General features: G+C 69.9%; 3 protein-coding genes. All 3 read right to left on the bottom strand.

Annotated features, from left to right (window positions below; all coding sequences use genetic code 11):
* The coding region (locus ROE7235_RS19535; RefSeq protein ID WP_183073604.1) for a major capsid protein at positions 1-513 on the bottom strand (513 nt) is incomplete at its 3' end.
* Between the two features lie 25 nt (positions 514-538).
* Positions 539-904, bottom strand: coding sequence for a head decoration protein (locus ROE7235_RS19530; RefSeq protein WP_050664254.1), 366 nt, complete (start codon positions 902-904; stop codon positions 539-541).
* Positions 905-910: 6 nt separating this feature from the next.
* On the bottom strand, positions 911-1,644 hold a 734-nt coding region (locus tag ROE7235_RS19525), incomplete at its 5' end, for a Clp protease ClpP (RefSeq protein WP_147434293.1).

The following is a 1,644-nucleotide window of genomic DNA, read 5'->3' as shown; positions in this document are numbered from 1 at the left end:
GAGGTCGAAGTCGACCTCCGTGGCCGGGGTGATGCCGAACTCGGCGTGGTAATCGATCACCGTGGCGCCGTCCCTGGGGTCCTTCACCACGCCCTGGATGCCGTTGAAGAGGTGGAACTCGAACGTGGCCTCGGCGTCGTTGCGCAGGCGGCCCAGCTTGCGGGCGACCTCGGCCTGCACCTGCTGCACCGCGGTTTCCGAGCCGAAGTCGCGGATCGCCTGGATCTCCGAGGCCCAGAGCACGTCCTGCTTCTTGAACTGCCGGCAGACAAACGCCCGCATCTCGCGGCGTTCAGGCGTCTGGCTCTCGTAGGCAGAGCCACGCTCGGAGAACGGGATCAGCGACAGCGTGCCGTCGCGGCTCTCGATCATCACGGTGCGGCTGCGCACACCGCGGGCGCCGAAGAGGTCCGCGCCCGACAGGATGGCGGGCTTGTAGGGGATACTCTCGAGCGCGCGGGTGAGTTCGACGATGGTGAAGGCATCGCCTTCGAAGATGTCCATGGTGGCCATGTTGATGCCTCCTGTCGGTTTCGGATCAGCGGACGATGATGCCCGCGGCGAAGAGCGCGGCGTGGGCGGCGGCGACCTCGGGATCGCTGGGCGTGCCCGCGAAGACGAGATCATGCCGGTTGACGATGGCGGGGCCGCGGACCACCGCCACGGCCGGTGCATCGCCGCCGCTGGCGTCCGCCTTGCCCCAGAGCACGGCGACGGCGGTCTCTGTCCCGTCGGTGGCGTCGGGGTCGTGGGCGGCGTATTTGCCCGAGGCGGTGATCTGACCCAGCACGGTGCCGGGTGAGAGCGTGCCGGACGCAACGGTGACGGTCTCTCGGGTGTAGTCGCGATGGGCTTCCCAGACGAGGAAGCCGCCGGGGTGGGTGGACTCAGAAAGCGTGGTCATGGGAGCCTATCCTTTGAGCTTGAAGGTGCGGGCGATCACGTCGCCCCAGGGACGGGTCGTGGCGCTGCGGCCGGGTTGCGGGTGATGGGGCGTGATCTCCGGCGCGGCCTCGGCCTTCGTGTCCAGCAAGCTGCTGCGCACCGCGTCGAGGCTGGCGTCCTCCTCGAGGAAGCGCCCGGCCATCTGCGGCTGACCCGCGAGGCGGCAGAGATCGACCACGGCCCGGGCATGGGCGATGGCCTCGGCGCGGATGGCGGTGGCGTTCGGAGCCGTGCTGGCGTCTGCCATGGGGCCGTCCGGATCGTCGGCCACGGGCTGCGGCGCGGGATCGGGGACCGACGCGACATCGTTGGCGTCGTCAACGATGTCGGTTTCCGTCTTGGCGTATTCCGGATCTGGGGTCTCGACCGCGTCCACCAGCGCTGGCGGCGCGTTGCGGAACCGGGCGATATCGAAGCGCGCGGCGATGCGCACCGGCTCGGCCAGGCGCGTGGCGAGACCTGCCTCCAGCGCCTCGGCCGCTGTGAGCCAGGTCTCGGCGGCCATCAGCCCGGCGATCTCCTCCTCGGGCCTGCCCGAGCGGGCGGCGTAGCCGCGCAGCATGCCGGCCGCGATCTTGTCCAGCGTCCCGGCCATCTCGCGCATGTCCGCCGCCGTGCCCATGACGAGGCCGGAGGGATCGTGGATCATCAGGAAGGCATTCTCGGGCATGACGATCTCGTCGCCCGCCATCGCGATGT

The organism is Roseinatronobacter ekhonensis, assembly GCF_900499075.1.
Taxonomy (GTDB): domain Bacteria; phylum Pseudomonadota; class Alphaproteobacteria; order Rhodobacterales; family Rhodobacteraceae; genus Roseinatronobacter; species Roseinatronobacter ekhonensis.
Note: the sequence above shows the minus strand (reverse complement) of the source record. Positions and strands in the feature narration are given on the sequence as shown.

Coding starts and splice junctions, on each gene's coding strand:
- ROE7235_RS19530 (WP_050664254.1), bottom strand. CDS start 904: ATGACCACGCTTTCTGAGTCCACCCACCCCGGCGGCTTCCTCGTCTGG.